The 16,532-nt window shown below is 71.2% G+C and carries 13 protein-coding genes; 5 read left to right on the forward strand and 8 right to left on the reverse strand.

Annotated features, from left to right (window positions below; translation table 11 throughout):
- The first annotated feature begins 41 nt into the window (after positions 1-41).
- Entirely contained in the window at positions 42-293 is a 252-nt protein-coding gene (locus tag ACGFU7_RS09025; protein ID WP_393693797.1) for a DUF2630 family protein, read from the forward strand.
- Between the two features lie 22 nt (positions 294-315).
- Positions 316-2,274, forward strand: a complete 1,959-nt coding sequence (locus ACGFU7_RS09030) for an FUSC family protein (protein ID WP_393693798.1) — start codon at positions 316-318, stop codon at positions 2,272-2,274.
- A 14-nt stretch (positions 2,275-2,288) separates the two neighbouring features.
- Here the strand turns inward: ACGFU7_RS09030 and ACGFU7_RS09035 are convergent, their stop codons facing one another.
- The gene (locus tag ACGFU7_RS09035) at positions 2,289-2,690 is read right to left on the reverse strand and encodes an RNA-binding S4 domain-containing protein (protein ID WP_393693800.1); all 402 of its coding nucleotides are present in this window, start codon (positions 2,688-2,690) and stop codon (positions 2,289-2,291) included.
- A gap of 10 nt (positions 2,691-2,700) precedes the next feature.
- On the reverse strand, positions 2,701-3,291 hold the full coding sequence (locus tag ACGFU7_RS09040; protein WP_393693801.1) for a hypothetical protein: 591 nt from the start codon (positions 3,289-3,291) through the stop codon (positions 2,701-2,703).
- A gap of 371 nt (positions 3,292-3,662) precedes the next feature.
- On the opposite strand from ACGFU7_RS09040, the gene ACGFU7_RS09045 reads away from it, so the two are divergent.
- Positions 3,663-5,252 carry a VWA domain-containing protein gene (locus ACGFU7_RS09045; RefSeq protein ID WP_393693803.1) on the forward strand — a complete coding sequence of 530 codons (1,590 nt, stop codon included), beginning with the start codon at positions 3,663-3,665 and terminating at the stop codon, positions 5,250-5,252.
- Here the strand turns inward: ACGFU7_RS09045 and ACGFU7_RS09050 are convergent.
- Positions 5,183-6,403, reverse strand: a complete 1,221-nt coding sequence (locus tag ACGFU7_RS09050) for a sensor histidine kinase (protein ID WP_393694258.1) — start codon at positions 6,401-6,403, stop codon at positions 5,183-5,185. The genes ACGFU7_RS09045 and ACGFU7_RS09050 overlap by 70 nt on opposite strands.
- 44 nt (positions 6,404-6,447) lie before the next feature.
- The gene (locus ACGFU7_RS09055) at positions 6,448-7,101 is read right to left on the reverse strand and encodes a response regulator transcription factor (RefSeq protein WP_164495293.1); all 654 of its coding nucleotides are present in this window, start codon (positions 7,099-7,101) and stop codon (positions 6,448-6,450) included.
- Positions 7,102-7,260: 159 nt separating this feature from the next.
- Here ACGFU7_RS09055 and metG point away from each other — a divergent pair, with 159 nt between their 5' ends.
- Positions 7,261-8,865, forward strand: coding sequence for a methionine--tRNA ligase (gene metG, locus ACGFU7_RS09060; RefSeq protein WP_393693805.1), 1,605 nt, complete (start codon positions 7,261-7,263; stop codon positions 8,863-8,865).
- A 72-nt stretch (positions 8,866-8,937) separates the two neighbouring features.
- Here the strand turns inward: metG and ACGFU7_RS09065 are convergent, their stop codons facing one another.
- The 3 genes from ACGFU7_RS09065 to aspS form a co-directional block, all read right to left on the reverse strand.
- On the reverse strand, positions 8,938-9,762 hold the full coding sequence (locus ACGFU7_RS09065) for a L,D-transpeptidase family protein (RefSeq protein ID WP_393693806.1): 825 nt from the start codon (positions 9,760-9,762) through the stop codon (positions 8,938-8,940).
- A 226-nt stretch (positions 9,763-9,988) separates the two neighbouring features.
- Positions 9,989-10,930, reverse strand: coding sequence for an intradiol ring-cleavage dioxygenase (locus tag ACGFU7_RS09070; RefSeq protein ID WP_393693808.1), 942 nt, complete (start codon positions 10,928-10,930; stop codon positions 9,989-9,991).
- Positions 10,931-11,104: 174 nt separating this feature from the next.
- The gene (gene aspS, locus ACGFU7_RS09075) at positions 11,105-12,889 is read right to left on the reverse strand and encodes an aspartate--tRNA ligase (RefSeq protein WP_393693810.1); all 1,785 of its coding nucleotides are present in this window, start codon (positions 12,887-12,889) and stop codon (positions 11,105-11,107) included.
- A 207-nt stretch (positions 12,890-13,096) separates the two neighbouring features.
- On the opposite strand from aspS, the gene ACGFU7_RS09080 reads away from it, so the two are divergent.
- The gene (locus ACGFU7_RS09080; protein WP_393693812.1) at positions 13,097-15,199 is read left to right on the forward strand and encodes a SpoIIE family protein phosphatase; all 2,103 of its coding nucleotides are present in this window, start codon (positions 13,097-13,099) and stop codon (positions 15,197-15,199) included.
- 186 nt (positions 15,200-15,385) lie between these two features.
- Here ACGFU7_RS09080 and ACGFU7_RS09085 read toward each other — a convergent pair whose 3' ends face one another.
- Positions 15,386-16,465 carry an AI-2E family transporter gene (locus ACGFU7_RS09085; protein ID WP_393693814.1) on the reverse strand — a complete coding sequence of 360 codons (1,080 nt, stop codon included), beginning with the start codon at positions 16,463-16,465 and terminating at the stop codon, positions 15,386-15,388.
- Between the last annotated feature and the right edge of the window lie 67 nt (positions 16,466-16,532).

Genomic DNA, 16,532 nt, shown 5'->3' on the forward strand with positions numbered 1-16,532 from the left:
CTCCGAGCCCCGTGCGTACACCGATCCCCGAAGGAGGCGTCATGGACGACCAGGAACGCGACATCATCGACAACATCGGCGGGCTCATCTCCGAGGAACGGAACCTGCGCGACCGCTCCGCCCAGGACATGGGCCTGACCGAAGACGAGAAGTCCCGCCTGCGTACGGTGGAGGTCCGGCTCGACCAGTGCTGGGACCTGCTGCGACAGCGCCGCGCCCTCAGTGAGTTCGGCGAGGACCCGTCCGCGGCGAAGGTCCGGCCGGCCGACGAGGTCGAGGGCTACCGGGGCTGAACGCACGACGCAGGGGGACGCATTGACCGGCACGGAGGCGGAATCGGGACGCAGGCGTGCGGCACCACCGCCCTGGCTGGTGAGCGGACTTCGCCCCCGGTCGGCCGCCCGCATCCCCTGGGCCGCGGCCGTCCGCGCCTCCATCGCCCTGGCCGCACCGCTCGCCGTCGGCTTCGCGCTGGACCGGCCCGCGTACGGCGCACTCGTCTCCATGGGCGCGCTCTCCGGCGTCATCGGCGACACTGCCGACGCGTACCGGATGCGCATCCTCAACATCGCCGTACCGCAGCTCTTCGGCGCGCTCGGCATCATGCTCGGCACGCTGGTGTTCGGGACCGGCTGGGCGGCCGTCGCCGCGCTGACCCTCGTCGGTCTGGTCTCCGGAATGATGTCGACGATCGGCGCCGTCGCCTCCGTGTCCGGTCTGCTGCTCCTGCTCGACGCGGTGGTCGGCGCCGGGCTCCCGATGCCGAACCCCTGGTGGGTGGCGCCGCTGCTGCTGACGGTCGGCGGCCTGTTCGTCCTCACCATGTCGCTGCTGGCGTGGCCGCTGCGGCGGAAACTGCCGGAACGGGTCGCGGTCGCGGACACCTACCTCTCGGTCGCCGACATGCTCGCCGCCGCAGGCACCGACGCGTACGAGGAGCAGCGGCAGGCCGTCACCCATTCCCTCAACACCTCCTACGACCTGATCCTGGCCCGCCGGGCCCGCTACCACGGCCGCAGCAACGCCATGGTGCGGCTGCTCGCCCAGCTCAATGTCGTCATCCCGCTCGTCGAGGCGGCGTCGGCGGTGCACGTCCGGCGGTGCCCGCTCCCGGACGAGATCCCGGCGGCGGTACGTGAACTGGCCGCCGCCGTCGAGGAGAGCCGCACCGGCGGCGCCGAACTCACCCTGCCCGCCCCGGACTCACCCGCCACCCGGGCGGTGGACAGCGCGCTGCGGCACGCGGCGTCCGTCGTGCACAAGGCCGACCCCGACCCGTACAACGTCGACGACCGGCTCGGACGCCCGGCCGCGCTCGGGGCACGGATTCGGCGGACGACGCGCGACGTGCTGCTCTCCGGGTCCTCGTGGCGGTACGGGCTGCGTCTGGCCCTCTGCATCGGCCTGGCCCAGGCACTGACCTCGCTGGTCCCGGTGGAGCGCTCCTACTGGGTCGCGCTGACCGTCACGTTCGTCCTCAAGCCGGACTTCGGCTCGGTGTTCTCGCGGGCCGTGCTGCGCTCGGTGGGCACAGCGGCCGGTCTCGTGATCGCCGCACCGGTGCTCGCCGAGGTGCCTATCGGCTGGTGGGACGTGCCGGCGATGGTGGTGCTCGCCGCGCTGATCCCGGCACTCACGGCGAAGGGGTACGCGTTCCAGACCGCGGCCATCACCCCGGTCATCCTGCTCCTGTCCGATCTGCTGAACCACCAGGGCGTCCATCTGGTCTGGCCGCGCTTCCTGGACAGCCTGATCGGCTGCGCCATCGTGCTGGTGGCGGGCTATCTGCTGTGGCCGGAGAGCTGGCACGTCCGGGTCGGCCACCGGCTCGCGGACGCGGTGGCGGACATCGCCGACTATGTGGCGTACGCATTCGAGCCGGGCGGCTCCGGCGACCGGGCGGAGCGGGTGCGGGCCCGGCGCCGCATCTACCGCGACCTGTCCGTCGTACGTTCCGAATTCCAGCGCGCCCTGACGGAACCGCCCCCGGTCGGCACCCGGGCCGCGGCCTGGTGGCCGCTGGTCGTCGCGGTCGAACGCATCGTGGACGCGACGACGGCGGCCCGGGTCCGCGTCAACCACGGAGCACCGGAACCGCCGGTCGCGGAGGTGGCCGGGATCCAGCAGCAACTGCGGGAACTGGCGGACGGGATACGTACGAGCGAGACCCTGGTCGGCGTACGCGCGGAACTGCCGGGCGACGAGGAGGGGGTCCTGGCACCCCTGCGCCAGGAGGTGGCTGCGGCGAGGGCGATCGCCTCACCGCAGCCGTAGCCGCGCTCTCCGCGTCACCCCGTGGGGCCCGCCCCCCGCAACCGCTCCATCTCCCGCCGGTCCCGCTTTGTCGGCCGCCCCGCACCCCGGTCCCGTACCGGAACCTGGATCGCCGCCTCGCGCGGCGGCGGGGGCGGGCTGTTGTCGACGAAGCACTCCGCCGCCACCGGAGGGCCGACCCTCTTCTTCACGATCTTCGACACGACGACGATCCGGTCCCGGCCCGCGTGCCGGAGCCGTACCTCGTCGCCGACGTGCACCGCCTGGGCGGGCTTGGCACGCTCGCCGGCGACCTTCACATGTCCCGCGCGGCAGGCGGCAGCGGCCTGCGAACGGGTCTTCGTCAGCCGGACCGACCAGATCCAGACGTCGACCCGAACGCTTCCCTCCGCCTGCGGCGCCTCACCGGAAACCATGCAACCGACTCTAGTGCGGTGCACGCGCGCCCGGGTTCTCCGCGTCGTAGCCGGCCACGGCGATCGGCTCGGCGTTCGACGTGCCCCAGTCCTCGTCCTCCTGCGCGTCCGAGACCCCGGTGATGGCCTGCGGTACCCACTCCGAGGAGGTGGCGTCGTCGCTCTGCCAGCAGACGCGGTGGTTGACCGCCAGATCGGAACCGTAGATACCGGCGGTTCCGCAGGCCCCCTCCCAGCCGGCGGGCCGATTGGCCTGTTCCATCAGCTCGGTGAGGCCCTGCTTGGGCAGCGCGGCGTCCAGTTGGGTGACGAGCCCGGAAATGTCGGTGCCCGTCGCCAGCTTGAAGTCGGCGGCCCGGCCGGGGACGGGGGCGGCAAGAGCGGCGGCGCTCGGGGCGGCCGAGGCGGTACCTGCTCCGGACCCGGTTCCGGCGAAGTCGTCCTGCTCACCCTCGGGTTCGTCGTCGAAACCGTCGTCCGGCATGCCCTCGTGGCCCGGTGCCGGATCGTCCGCGGCGAGCGTCGCGGATGCCGGGGTGGCCGTCCGGGTGGCCGCCTGGGCTACGGAGGCACCGGCCGCCGGTGCGAGGCCGGAAAGCATTGCCCCTGCCGCCACGGCACAGGCCGCAAGACGCGTTCTGCGGGATCGTTTCCCCATGTGAGGGCCCTTCTTGTTAACGCATGCGGATAAAACAGACAACGGTGCGCCTGACCACTTGTCAGGCGCACCGGCCGCTCAAGCCAACAGGGCAACTCGGGACCAGGTGGGCACATTTGAACGACGTACATCAGGCCCGCACGGCATGCGCACAGGACTCGGTCAGGGCTCGGTTGCGGCTCAGTTGTCCCACGGGCGGGCCGCACCGCCGAACGGCCGGATCCGGCCGCTAACCTTACGTATCCGCCCTGGCCAGGGATGAATCCCGCAGGTCGGACATTTATCGCACCCAACTCACGCGAAAGGCCTCGCCCATGGGCATTCGGAGCTTGCTGCGCAAGGTGTTCGGCCGCGACCGCGCGGAGCAGGACGCGCCGGCGCCGACGGCCACGGTCCCGTCCCAGACCGAACGCACCGCGCCCGCGGAGTCGGAGCCGGTCACCGTGACGGTGGACGAGCCGGCTGCGGAAACCGTCCCGGTGCGCGAAACCGCCCCGGCCACCAAGGCCTCGGTACCGGCCCCCGCCTCTCCCCGGTCCGCGACCGGCGACAGCGGTCTGGCGTCGGACCTGGTGGCGGCGGCCTTCGACAAGGCGTCCATCCCCACGGTCCCGGCACAGGGCTCGGCCCCGAAGCGGAAGCCGGCGGAGCCGGAGGTCGAGGTCGAGGTCGCGGAGCTGAAGCCGACGGAGCCGGAGGCTGAGGTCACGGAGCCGGTGGCTGCGGAGGCGGTCGCTGCTGAGGCCGACAAGGTCGAGGCCGAGCCGGTCGCCGACAAGGCAGAGGTCGAGCCGGTCGCCGCCGAGGTAGAGGCCGAGCCGGTCGCTGCGAAGGCGGAGGTCGAGGTCGAGCCGGTCGCTGCAAAGGCGGAGCCGGAGGCTGCGCCCGCCGCCGAGGCCGAGACTCCTACCGAGGTCGAGACCACGCCCGCTGCCGTCGAGGCCGAGGCTCCCGCCGAGCCGGAGGCTGCACCGGTTGCCGAGGTCGAGCCCGCTGCCGCCGAGGTCGAGGCTGCTGCCGAACCCGAGCCCGTCAAGGTCGAGGCCAAGGCCGAAGCCCCCGCCGAGCCCGAGGCTGCACCCGTTGCCGAGGCCGAGCCGGTCGCCGCGCCCACCGCCACCGAGGTCGAGCCCGAGCCGGCGGCTGCGCCCGCCGCCGAACCGGCAGCCGACACGGCACCCGCACCCACACCCGCACCCGAGGTCACCCCCGAGCCCGCCCTCCCCCTCGCCCAGGTCGAGTCACGCGCGCCCGGGCTCGTCGACTCGTACAAGGCCGCCCAGACCGGGCTGGAGGCGCACGGGCTGACCGGGCTGCGGGCCACCGTCTACCTGGTCCTCGACCGCTCCGGCTCCATGCGGCCGTTCTACAAGGACGGCAGCGCCCAGCACCTGGGCGACCGCACCCTGGCCCTCGCCGCGCACCTGGACGAGAACGCCACCGTCCCCGTCGTCTTCTTCTCGACCGACATCGACGGCACCGGCACGGTCGACCTCACCGACCACGAGGGCCGGATCGACGAGCTGCACGCGGGCCTCGGCCGCCTCGGCCGTACGAGCTACCACCGCGCCGTCGAAGAGGTCGTCGCGCACTACGAGAAGTCGGAGGCCACCGGCCCGGCGCTGGTGATCTTCCAGACGGACGGCCCGCCGGACGCCAAGCAGCCCGCCAAGCAGGCGCTCGCCGAGGCGGCACGGCTGCCGCTGTTCTTCCAGTTCGTCGCGTTCGGCGACCAGGACGCGAAGGGCTTCGACTTCCTACGGAAGCTGGACGCCCCGAACGCCGGGTTCTTCCACGCGGGCCCCGCCCCCCGCGAGGTCGCGGACACCACGTTCTACCGCGAGGCCCTCGCCGCCCTCCCCGCCTGGGTCGCGGCCCGCGAAGCGGCGGCGACCGAGGACTGATCCACCGGCAGGCGTACGGTCACGGCGAGCCCGCCCTCGGGGCCCGGCACCGCCGTGACCGTACCGCCGTGCGCCACAGCTATAGAACGTACGATCGACAGACCGAGCCCCGACCCGCGCCCCATCCGGTCCTTGCCCTCGCCCCGCCGGAACGGCTCGAACAGCCCGGGGATGTCCGCCGCGTCCACCACGGGCCCGGTGTTGCGCACCTCCAGCAGCCCTCCGTCGCCCGCCGTCACCAGGGACACGACCACCGTCCCGCCGGGCACGTTGTACGTGACGGCGTTGGCCAGCAGATTCGCCACCAGCTGGGCGAGCAGCAGCCGGCTGCCCCGTACCGCACAGGGCCCGGCATCGATCTTCACGCCCGGGTGCCGGACTCCCTCCTCGGCCACCACCTGCGCCAGGTCCACCGCTTCCCGTTCGCCCGCCGCGAGCCCGCGCTCGCTGCGCGCCAGGACCAGCAGCCCCTCGATGAGCCGCTCGCTGCGCCGGTTGTTGTCCAGGAGTGTCTGCCGGGTCCGTACGAGATCCTCCTGGGACGGATCGTCCAGGCCGACCTGGATCGCGGCCCGCTGGGTGGCGAGCGGCGTGCGCAGTTCGTGGGAGGCGTTGGCGATGAACCGGCGCTGGCTGTCGAACGCCTTCTCCAGCCGGGCCAGCAGCGCGTCGAGCGTGTCGCCGAGCTCCTTCAGTTCGTCGTCGGGGCCGCTCGACGCGATCCGTTCGTGCAGGGTGTGCTCGGAGAGCCGGCGCGCCTTCGCGGTCATTTCGTGGACGGGCCGCAGGACCCGCCCCGCGGTCCACCACCCCACGCCGACCGCGCAGGCCGTCATGACGAGCAGCGAGGCCGTGGACCACATGAGCAGCTGATGACCGGCCGCGTCGCTGACATGGTCGGTGAGGTCGTAGACGGTGGGCGGCCCGAGTCTGCGCCGGGTGATGAGGGGGCCGTTCACCGCGTATCCGGGCTGGACGACCGCGGCCGTGCGGGCGATGGCGCGCGCCTGGGAGTCCGTACCCGCGCGGGAGGCGAGGTTGACGGTGGCGAGCAGCGCCGTCCCGAGCACCAGGAAGACCCCGCCGTACACGAGCGCGATCCGCGTCCGGATCGTGGAGTGCTGAACGTGCGGGACGCGCGGAGCACGCAGGACACGCGGGACACGCGGGACACGCCCAACGCGCAACGGGCGCTTCACAGGGCGTACCCCACGCCCTGCACCGTACGGATCAGTGCCGGCTCCCCGAGCTTCCCGCGCAGCTTGCTCATGCAGACGCGGACGGCCCCGGTGAACGGATCGGCGTTGGCGTCCCAGGCCCGCTCCAGCAGCTCCTCCGCGCTGACGGTCCCGCCGTCGGCCTCCAGCAACAGCTGCAGCACCGAGAACTCCTTCGGCGAGAGGTCCAGCTCCCGCCCGTCCCGGGACGCGGTGCGCCGTACGGTGTCGAGCCGGATGCCGTGCCGCTCCAGCTGCGGCGGTACGGGGCGGGCGCTGCGCCGCCGCAACGCCCGTACCCGCGACACCAGCTCGGGGAACTCGAACGGCTTGCCCAGATAGTCGTCGGCGCCGAGGTCGAGGCCGGCGACCCGGTCCTCCATGGAACCGGCCGCGGTGAGCATCAGAATCCTGGTCCGGGAGCCGGAGGCGACGAGCCCCCGCGCCACGTCGTCGCCGTGCACCCGTGGCAGGTCGCGGTCGAGGACGACGACGTCGTAGTCGTGCAGCCCCAGATAGGCGAGGGCGGCATCGCCGCTGTACACCGTGTCGACGGCGAACCCCGCCCGCCGCAGCCCGGTGGCGACCAGCTCCGCCAGGATCTCCTCGTCCTCGGCGACCAGTACCCGCATCGTGATGTCCCCTGCCTCGTGCATGCGTGCCCACTCCCTCCCAGGATGCGTCTTTGTTACGGGAAGGGATGTTTCGCAAAGGTCTCCGCCGGGCCTCCGCGCCCGGTGCGCCGCATATCGGTGTGAGTTGATCTTCCGCAGGCCGTTAGGATTTCGACCATGGCGGCCACTGGATCCGAGAAGCAGGGGGCGACGGCGTACTACGTCTCGACCCCCATCTACTACGTCAACGACGCTCCTCACCTGGGCCACGCCTACACGACCGTCGCAGGCGACGTGCTCACGCGCTGGCACCGCCAGCGCGGCGAGAAGGTGTGGTACCTCACCGGCACGGACGAGCACGGTCAGAAGATCATGCGCACTGCCGAGGCGAACAACGTCACCCCGCAGGAGTGGTGCGACAAGCTCGTCGAGGAGGCATGGAAGCCCCTCTGGGAGCACCTGAACATCGCGAACGACGACTTCATCCGTACGACGGAGAAGCGGCACACCGACCGGGTGCAGGAGTTCGTGCAGGACCTGTACGACAAGGGCGAGGTCTACAAGGGCGGGTACGAGGGCCCGTACTGCGTGGGCTGCGAGGAGTACAAGCTCCCCGGCGACCTCATCGAGGACGAGAACGGCGTCAAGCTGTGCCCGGTCCACAAGAAGCCGGTGGAGATCCTCAAGGAGGAGAACTACTTCTTCAAGCTGAGCGCGTACGGCCCGAAGCTGATGGAGTTCTACGCGAACAACCCGGGCTTCATCCAGCCCGAGTCCGCCCGCAACGAGGTCGTGAACTTCGTCAAGCAGGGCCTGCAGGACCTCTCCATCTCCCGCTCGACCTTCGACTGGGGCGTCCCGGTGCCGTGGGACGAGAAGCACGTCATCTACGTGTGGGTCGACGCCCTGCTCAACTACGCCACGGCGGTCGGCTACGGCGCCAACCAGGAGAAGTTCGACGGGACCTTCCCCGCCGACGTCCACCTGGTCGGCAAGGACATCCTCCGCTTCCACGCGGTGATCTGGCCCGCGATGCTGATGGCACAGGGTCTGCCGCTGCCGGGCCGGGTCGCGGCCAACGGCTGGCTGATGGTCGGCGGCGAGAAGATGTCGAAGTCGAACCTGACCGGCATCAAGCCGCAGGACCTTACCTCGCACTTCGGCGTGGACGCGTACCGCTGGTACTTCCTGCGCGCCATCGCGTTCGGCAGCGACGGCTCGTTCTCCTGGGAGGACTTCTCCGCCCGCTACACCTCCGAGCTCGCCAACGACTACGGCAACCTCGCCTCGCGCGTCGCCGCCATGGTCGGCAAGTACTTCGGCGGGGCGCTCCCGGAGGCCACCGCCGCGGGTGACGCCGAGAAGGCGGTCCAGGAGGGGCTGGCGAAGGCCGTCGCCACGGCCGACCAGAAGATCGGCGAGGAGCTGGACTTCCAGGCCGGCATCCTGGCGATCTTCGACTTCGTGAAGCAGGTCAACGGCTACATCACGGAGCAGGAGCCCTGGAAGGTCGCCAAGGACACCTCCCCCGAGGGCCAGGCCCGCCTCGCGACGATCCTCTACACGGCCGCCGAGGCGCTGCGCGGTGTCGCGGTCCTGCTGAACTCCGTGATGCCGGAGACCTCGCAGAAGCTGTGGGAGTCGCTGGGCGCCGAGGCGTCCCTGGGCGCTCTGGCCGACCAGCGTGTGCAGGACGCGGGCAACTGGGGGCAGCTCCCGGTGGGTGCGACGGTGACGAAGGGCGCGGTGCTGTTCCCCCGCCTGGAGGAGAAGCCGGCGTAAGCGGGCGCACGTACGTACACACGGCGAGGGCCGGGACCGCAAGCTCGGTCCCGGCCCTCGCCCGTACCCGGTTCACCGCTCCAGCGCCTCCACGTCCCCCATCACGACGACCGGCTTCTTCGCCGGGTCGAGGATCTGCAGCAGTTCCCTCATCCGGTCCGCGGGGAGCGAGATACAGCCCTGCGTCGGGCCGTCGTGGTCCACATGGATCCAGATGCCGCCGCCCCGCTCCTGGCCGAGCGGACGCTCCGGGTCCAGGGGTGAGGCGCCGGGGATCCGGTTGTAGTCGATGGCGACGACATAGTCGAAGGAACCCTCCAGGGGCTCCCCGTCGAGCCCTTCACCACTCAGGGCGAACGCCGGGCTCTGGTTGTACGGGAGCATGGTGCCCGGGGGATCGAGCAGGCCGCCCGCGGACGTCAGTCCGTAGACCCCGGTCGGCGAGCGAAGGTCGTCCTCCCAGTGCTCGTCGGTCCAGCCGTTCAGGGCGTTGTGGGCAGGCCAGCGGTCCGAGGCCGCGCGCCAGCCCAGGGCGGGGTTGTCGCGGGTGTACAGGACCGCGGTGGACAGGCTGGAGCGGTAGGAATCGCCGGTGACGACGAGCGCCTGCCGCGAGTCCGCCGGAATCGCGGCCCTGGTCCGCGGCCCCAGCACGGGGATCTCGCGGGGGCGGACGCGCGGAGCGTACGGACCGGGGGCGGCCCGTCCCCGCACCCCGTCGGCCGGCGGTCCCGCAACACCGGCGGAAACCGTCGCGCCTACCCGGACATCGCGGGTTCTCGTGGCAGTATCGGAGGTGTTGTCGCAGGCGGTGAGCAGCAGGATCGCGGCGGCACACGTTCCGGCACAGACGGCGTACGGGGGACGCCGGGCGGCCGACGGACGGAACACGGACACGGGTACTCCTCAGCGGTCGTGGGTGAAGGCAGCACGGGCGAGCTCCCCGTCACGCCTCGTCCCGCTGAACCCAGTTAACGCCGCGACACGCCGACGCGAATCCGCACGAGGGCCATACGGCTGTACCGCCCGCCGGACACGCCCGCAGAAAAGGCCCGGAACCGATTGCTTGGCGTAGGTTCCGGGCCCTTCATCTCCGCGGGGTGAACGGAGGGCTGAGGACAGGTCAGAGATCCGTTCCGTCGTGCGTCTCGTCCGGGTCCACGCCCATCGTGATCGAGCCGACGACGCCACGCGCCATGTGACGCTTGCGGTACGAGAGCTTCATCAGCCCGCCGGTCACGCCACTCTGGTCGTAGATGGTGTCCTCGGTGAGGGTGGTCCGGGTGGTGGTGCTGGTCGAGTACGGCTCGACCTCCGCCGAGTCGAGGACCGCGGACTCCGCGAAGAAGAACTGCCCGGTGTGGCAGGTGTGCCCGCCCTCGTACCCGGCGTCGGTCATCTTCCCGCCGACGTGCACCTTGGCGTGGATGTGCACGCAGCGCCCCTGGTACCAGCCCGGGAAGATCGTCTTGAACTCCACGTACCCGTGCTTGTCGGTGAGCTGGGTGCCCCTCAGATACCGCTCGTCGTCGGTGGGCTCGCTGTGCCCACCACCCCCGCCTCCGGGCCCGCCGGACGGGGGCGCACCGGTGGGCGTACCGCTGGGTGCGTCGGTGGGCGTACCGCTGGGCGGCGTACCGCCACCGCCGGGGCCACCGGGCCCGCCGGAGCTCATGGCCTCGTACCCCGAGTAGACCCCCAGGGCATCGCAGTGCCAGATGTCGACAGCCGCGTGTTTCACCGGCTTACAGGTGTCGGAGTCGATCACCTTGAGCCGCAGGGTGAGGGGGATGCCTTCCTTGTCCTCGGTGATGTCCTTCCGGAACTTGTCGGCGTCGATGTAGTACGGCCCCTCGGTGGTCTCCGAGGTGAGCCGGTAACACTCCTCGCCCTGTCCGCCGCCGGACTTCTTCGCGCTTGTCGTGCCGGTCGTCTCCTCGTCGGCGGACGCGGTGGCGACAACGCCCGCCCCGATCCCGGCGGCAACGATCGCCGCCCCTCCGGCGAACACCATCCTGCGACGCGTCATGTCCTTCTTGTGCGCGGGCCCTTCAGTCTCTGTCATGAACGGTGAGGCTAGGCAGGGGAGCTGGGAGAGGCGTGAGTGTGAGCTGTGGCGTTGCTATGAGGGGGCCAGGGCTCCGTGTCCGCCGGACACAGCGAACAGCCCCCGGCCGTCGTGGCCAGGGGCTGTTTCACGTGGAACCAGGAGCGTGGAACCAGGAGAAGGAACGGGTGGTTACTTCTCCGTCTTGTCCTTGGCCGTTGCCGCCGGCTTGCGCAGCTGGATGTTCAGCTCGCGCAGGCGGGACTCGTCCAGCTCCGTCGGGGCGCCCATCATCAGGTCCTGGGCGTTGCCGTTGAGCGGGAAGGCGATCGTCTCGCGGATGTTGGGCTCGTCGGCCAGCAGCATCACGATGCGGTCGACGCCCGGGGCGATGCCGCCGTGCGGCGGGGCGCCGAGGCGGAAGGCGCGGAGCATGCCCGCGAACTCGTGCTCGACGGTCTCGCGGTCGTAGCCGGCGATCTCGAAGGCCTTGAGCATCAGCTCGGGCTCGTGGTTACGGATGGCGCCGGAGGACAGCTCGATGCCGTTGCAGACGATGTCGTACTGCCAGGCGAGGATGTCCAGCGGGTCCTTCTCCTCCAGGTCCTTCAGGCCGCCCTGGGGCATCGAGAAGGGGTTGTGCGAGAAGTCGATCTTGCCGGTGTCCTCGTCCTTCTCGTACATCGGGAAGTCGACGACCCAGCAGAACCGGAAGACGCCCTCCTCGAAGTGGCCGGCGCGCTTGGCGGCCTCGACGCGGACGGCGGACATGATCTTGGAGACCTCGTCGAACTCGCCCGCGCCGAAGAAGACCGCGTGGCCGGGGAGGAGGGAGAGACGCTCGGTGAGGGTCTTGATGTCGGTCTCGGTGAGGAACTTGGCGATCGGGCCGGCGAGGCCGCCGTCCTCGCCCACACGGACCCAGGCCAGGCCCTTGGCGCCGTGCTGGACGGCGTAGTCGCCGAGGCCGTCGAAGAACTTCCGGGACTGGCCCGCGGTGTCCGGGACCGGGAGAGCGCGGACGTGCTTGCCGGCGAACGCCTTGAACTCCGAGTCGGCGAAGATGTCGGAGATGTCGACCAGTTCCAGCTTGGCGCGCAGGTCCGGCTTGTCGTTGCCGTACTTCAGCATCGACTCGCGGAACGGGATGCGCGGGAACGGCGAGGTGACATGGCGGCCGTTGCCGAACTCCTCGAAGAGCTCGGTCATCAGCTTCTCGATCGGCCGGAAGACGTCCTCCTGCTCGACGAACGACATCTCGACGTCGAGCTGGTAGAACTCGCCGGGCGAACGGTCGGCGCGGGCATCCTCGTCGCGGAAGCACGGCGCGATCTGGAAGTAGCGGTCGAAGCCGGAGATCATCAGCAGCTGCTTGAACTGCTGCGGGGCCTGGGGCAGGGCGTAGAACTTGCCCGGGTTCAGGCGGGACGGCACGACGAAGTCACGGGCGCCCTCGGGGGACGTCGCGGTGAGGATCGGGGTCGCCATCTCGTTGAAGCCGAGGGCCACCATCTTGGAGCGGATGGAGGCGATGACGGCCGAGCGCAGCATGATGTTGCGGTGCATGCGCTCGCGGCGCAGGTCGAGGAAGCGGTACTCCAGGCGCCGCTCCTCGTTGACCCCGTCCTCGGCGTTGATCGTGAAGGGCAGCGGGGCGGCCTCGCCCAGCACCTCGACCTCGGTGACCTCGATCTCGATCTCACCGGTCGGGAGCTCGGGGTTGACGTTGTCGGCGCCGCGCGCGGAGACCTTGCCGTCGATCCGTACGACGGTCTCCTTGGTGAGCTTCGCCAGGGCCTCGTTGCCGGGGGTGCCGGGACGGGCGACGAGCTGCACCAGACCGTAGTGGTCGCGCAGATCGATGAAGAGGATGCCACCCAGGTCTCGGCGATTGTGCAGCCAGCCGCTCAGCCGGACGTCGGTGCCGACGTCAGAGGCGCGGAGCTCGCCGCAGGTGTGGGACCTGTACCGATGCATTCTCGTTCATCCAGTCTTCGCGGTTCGGGGTGGATTCAGCCTCCCCAGGCTACCGCCCGCACCCGCACCACATCATTGACATTGACATTTCAAGATCATCCAGGGCGTGACGGGCGGGCTCCGGACCCTGGCCCGGGCGGGCCCTGGGTGGCTGTCCGCGGCAATCCTCGGTGGCGTCCGCGGAGCAGATCTTCTTAAAGTGGGGCAATGCGCACCGAGGACGTCCTGGCCGCGACCGCGACCGGCCTGTGGCGCTGGGACAACGGAGCCGGGACCGTCACGCTCGATGCGGAGGCGGCGCGGCTGCTCGAGCTGCCCGCCGCTGCCGGTGTCTTCCGTGAGTCCGCGGTGCGTTCCCGTTTCCATCCCGTCGACTGGAACGAGATCTACGGGGTGGTGAATCTCGCGGTCGCCGAGGGCACCCTCGCCGAGGCCCGGCTGCGGATCGTGGACGCGAACGGCCGGGTGCTGCGTACCGTACGCGGCCGTTCCAAGCCGCTTCCGCCCGAGAAGCCGGGCGGCATGGGCTATGTGCTGGTCGGCACCCTTCAGGAGGTCGCCGAGCCGCAGCCCGGCACCACCGGGGCACACACCCCCATCACCGGGGACTGGCGCCGCTCCCGCGAGGCGTTCCTGCTGGACGCGGGCCGGGCACTGGCCGAGGCCCGGTCGACCGCCGAGGTGCTGCGGGTCGCCGCCTCGCTCTCCATGCCCGGCTTCTCGCCGGACGGCCTGGCGGTCTTCGGCATCGCGGGCGAGCGGCTGACGATCATCGGGCACCACGGGCACGGCGTGGGCGACGAGGGCCCGTTCAACGACATGCCGCTGGAGACCGACTATCCGGCCGCCGAGGTCGTACGGACGGGGCGGGCGATCTATCTGCCCTCGCCCGAGGAGTACCGCCGCCGCTACCCGGCCACCTGGCCGCTCGCCAGCCGTTTCGGGCGCCGCTCCTGGGCCTTTCTGCCGCTGATCGTGGCGGGGCGGAACATGGGCGCCTGGATGGCGGGGTTCCGGCACCCGGTGTCGTTCTCGCCGGACGAGCGGTCCGTGCTGACGACCGTGGCCCGGATGCTCGCCCAGGCGCTGGCCCGTGCCGGGGTCGCCGAGACCGAGCGTGAGCTGTCGCTGGGGCTGCAGCGCTCGATGATGCCGTCCCTCGGCCCCGGCATCCCGGGGATGACGGTCGCCGCTCGCTACATCCCGACCGGCGGCGGGCTCCAGGTCGGCGGCGACTGGTACGACATGATTCCGCTCCCCAACGGCCGTTTCGCCCTCGTCATCGGTGACGTCCAGGGCCACGATGTGCGCGCCGCGGGCCTGATGGGGCAGTTGCGGATCGCCCTGCGCGCGTACGCCGCCGAGGGGCACCGCCCGGACGCGGTGCTCTCCCGTGCGTCGCGGTTCCTCTCCGGGCTCACCGATGCGTACGAGGACGGGGAGGAGACCGGGCCGCGCTTCGCGACCTGTCTGTACGCGGAGGCCGACCCGGAGACCGGCGTCCTCGACATCGCGCGGGCCGGCCACCCCGATCCGGTGGTGATGACCGCCGACGGGACCGCGATGATCCGCCAGACCGAGGGCGGGCTCCCGCTCGGCGTCGAGGCGGACGCCGACTATCCGACGACCCGGCTCACCCTGGAGGCCGGAGAAACGATCATGCTCTGCACGGACGGGCTGATCGAGACCGGCGGCCATGACATGTGGACCGGCTGGATCCGGCTGCGGCCGATCCTGGAACGGGACACGTCCGACCTGGAGAAGCTCGCCGACGCCCTCGTCCAGGCCGTGCACGGGCCGACGTCGCACTACACGACCGGGCCGCTGGCGGACCGCCGGGAGGACGACATCGCGGTACTGCTGCTGCGGCGCGACGGGGGGACGCCCGGGGAGACGGCGGCGCGGCGCACCGCGCTGACCATCGCGCAGGCCGAGCCGGCGCGGATCGCGGCGGCCCGGCAGCAGCTGCGGGAGTTTCTGCACGACTGGGCGGATCCGGAGCAGGTCGACGCGGCGGTGCTGATGTTCTCCGAGATGGTCGCCAATGTCCTCGTCCACACGGACGGGGACGCGCTGATGGTCGCCGAGGCGACGGGGGAGCACGGTGAGCGGCGGCTGCGGATCGAGGTGGCCGACGGCAGCGACGAGCTGCCGCACAAGCGGCGGCCCGGGGAAATGGCCTCCAGCGGGCGGGGGCTGGTGCTGATGGAGATGCTCGCCGATGTGTGGGGGGTGGATCCGCGAGGGGCGGGGAAGTCGATCTGGTTCGAGCTGTACGAGTCGGGGGCGGGGCCCGGGGCGGGGGGCTGAACCGGTTCGTCGGGTTCGGGGCGTCCCGGTGGACGGTTCCGTCCTCGAACGCCGGACGGGCTGGATCGGGTCGCCGTGGTCCGGGAAGGGGCCGACCGGCCCGCCAGGCGCCGGACGGGCCGGAAGGCTGAGCGCCGGACGGGCTGGATCGGGTCGCCGTGGTCCGGGAAGGGCCCGGCCGCCCCGTCAGGCGCCGGACGGGCCGGAAGGCTGCACGCCGGACGGGCCGGGACGCTCTCCGCGCAGTTCGCCGAGGATGCCGAAGGCCGCCGCGCAGGCCGGTACCGCGAGCAGCATGCCCAGCAGGCCCGCCACACCGGCGCCCGCGGTGATCGCGATCATGATGGTGGCGGGGTGCATCTGGACCGTACGGCTCTGGATCATCGGCTGCAGGACGTGGCCTTCCAGCACCTGTACGGCGAGCACGATCCCCAGCGCCCAGAGCGCGATCACGAACCCCCGGTCGGCGAGCGCGACCAGCACCGCGACCGCGCCGGAGAGGAACGCCCCGAGGTAGGGGATGTAGGCGCCGACGAAGACCAGCGCACCGAGCCCCACCGCACCGGGGACGCTCAGGATCAGCAGCCCGACGGTGATGCAGACCGCGTCGATCAGCGCGATGAACGTGGTGCCGCGCATGAAGCCCTCGACGGCTTCGAAGGCCCGCCGCCCCATGGCCTCGACCAGGTCCCCGGTACCACGCGGGGCGACCGAGTGCGCGAGGTCCACGGCCTTGTCGGAGTCGCGCAGGAAGAAGAAGGTCAGCAGGAGGGCGAGGACGCTGGTCGCGATCAGCGAGCCGATCAGGCTGATGCCGGAGAGGAGCCCGCCCGCGGCGCTCGCGCCGAACTTCTCGAAAAGTTTCTGGGCGTTGGCGGCGAGGTCGTCCACATTGGTGTTCTTGGCGACCCCGAAGTGGTCGACGATCCACTGCCCGGCGTCCTTCAGCGACCGGACGATCTGGTCGCCGGTGTCGACGAGCGCGGTGACGACGATGTATCCGGCGCCGCCGACCACGGCGACGAGCAGGGCGCAGGTGAGCCCCGCGGCCAGTGAGCGGTTCATTCCGCGGGCGGTCAGCCGGCGGTGGACCGGGCCGAGCAGCGCTGTACCGAGCAGCGCGAGCAGAACGGGGGTGACCGCCGTCTTGAAGATGATGCACAGCCAGACGGCGACCGCGGCGACCCCGGTGACGAGGAGAACGACACCGCACCAGGCGGCTGTGCGCCGCGCGCCGTCGGGCAGGAGGGGCTTTGGGGTCTGCACCCTCCCACCCGATCACGGTGCGGGTGTGATGTCCCGCTTGTGCGGCCGTACGAGTGACGGACCGTCA

Origin of the sequence: Streptomyces sp. NPDC048473 (genome assembly GCF_043200155.1) — a bacterium.
In the GTDB taxonomy this organism is placed as follows: domain Bacteria; phylum Actinomycetota; class Actinomycetes; order Streptomycetales; family Streptomycetaceae; genus Streptomyces.

Bases quoted from the DNA above. Each gene is read 5' to 3' on its own strand.
- aspS (WP_393693810.1), bottom strand. From the start codon at position 12,889: ATGCATCGGTACAGGTCCCACACCTGCGGCGAGCTCCGCGCCTCTGAC.
- ACGFU7_RS09035 (WP_393693800.1), bottom strand. From the start codon at position 2,690: ATGGTTTCCGGTGAGGCGCCGCAGGCGGAGGGAAGCGTTCGGGTCGAC.
- metG (WP_393693805.1), top strand. From the start codon at position 7,261: ATGGCGGCCACTGGATCCGAGAAGCAGGGGGCGACGGCGTACTACGTC.
- ACGFU7_RS09055 (WP_164495293.1), bottom strand. From the start codon at position 7,101: ATGCGGGTACTGGTCGCCGAGGACGAGGAGATCCTGGCGGAGCTGGTC.
- ACGFU7_RS09070 (WP_393693808.1), bottom strand. From the start codon at position 10,930: ATGACAGAGACTGAAGGGCCCGCGCACAAGAAGGACATGACGCGTCGC.
- ACGFU7_RS09025 (WP_393693797.1), top strand. From the start codon at position 42: ATGGACGACCAGGAACGCGACATCATCGACAACATCGGCGGGCTCATC.
- ACGFU7_RS09040 (WP_393693801.1), bottom strand. From the start codon at position 3,291: ATGCTTTCCGGCCTCGCACCGGCGGCCGGTGCCTCCGTAGCCCAGGCG.
- ACGFU7_RS09080 (WP_393693812.1), top strand. From the start codon at position 13,097: ATGCGCACCGAGGACGTCCTGGCCGCGACCGCGACCGGCCTGTGGCGC.
- ACGFU7_RS09045 (WP_393693803.1), top strand. From the start codon at position 3,663: ATGGGCATTCGGAGCTTGCTGCGCAAGGTGTTCGGCCGCGACCGCGCG.